The following is an 830-nucleotide window of genomic DNA, read 5'->3' on the forward strand; positions in this document are numbered from 1 at the left end:
CCAACGTCGAACGGGCTGATGGATGTGTGGGCGCAATTCCGTCTTCTCGACGGCGGCGAGCGTTTGGGCAGGTTTATCACTCGTTATCGCGATCGTTGGTTCGTTCCGGATAAGCGCAACGGGATGCAGGTGTTCACCTATAAGCCCCGCGCGGGTGCTGAGGATGAGATCTATGGGGCGATTGGTGACATGACGTTGTCGATGAGAACCACCGACCACCTGCAATTACCGGAATTGACGGTGACAACCACGCTCGTCACGTTGGAGCCGAAAGAGCGCAAGATCTACGAGCAGCTCAAAGCTGACCTCGTCCTCGACCTTGATGGGGCGACGATTGATGCTGCGAATGCTGCTGCGTTGTCGGGCAAGTTGCTGCAGTTGGCATCGGGTGCGATCTACACCGGCGACGGTCAGTGGGCTCCCGTGCATGATCGGAAACTTGACGCTCTAGAAGACCTGTATGAGGCAGCCAACGGCAGCCCGTTATTGGTGGCGTATTGGTTCACTCACGACCGCAAGCGCATCACCGCTCGTTTCCCACAGGCTCGCGAACTGAAAACCTCGGCCGATATCGAGGCGTGGAACAGGGGCGAGATTGCGCTTGGGCTGATTCACCCCGCATCTGCGGGTCACGGTCTGAACCTGCAGGCAGGTGGGCATCTGTTGGTGTGGTTCTCGCTGACGTGGAGCCTGGAGCTTTACCAGCAGACGAATGCGCGCCTGTATCGGCAAGGGCAATCCGAACCTGTGACGATCACGAATCTTGTTGCTGAAGGGACGCTCGATGAAACCGTTCTCAAAGCTCTTGATGCGAAAGACGCTACGCAGGC

The 830-nt window shown here is 57.8% G+C and carries 1 protein-coding gene; it reads left to right on the forward strand.

All coding sequences use genetic code 11. The features are described from left to right. A partial coding sequence (locus AC5RE1_RS01675) for a DEAD/DEAH box helicase (protein WP_493938237.1) occupies positions 1-830 on the forward strand: 830 nt, incomplete at both ends.

Source organism: Actinotignum sp. usb-actsch-rep-73 (assembly GCF_059082735.1).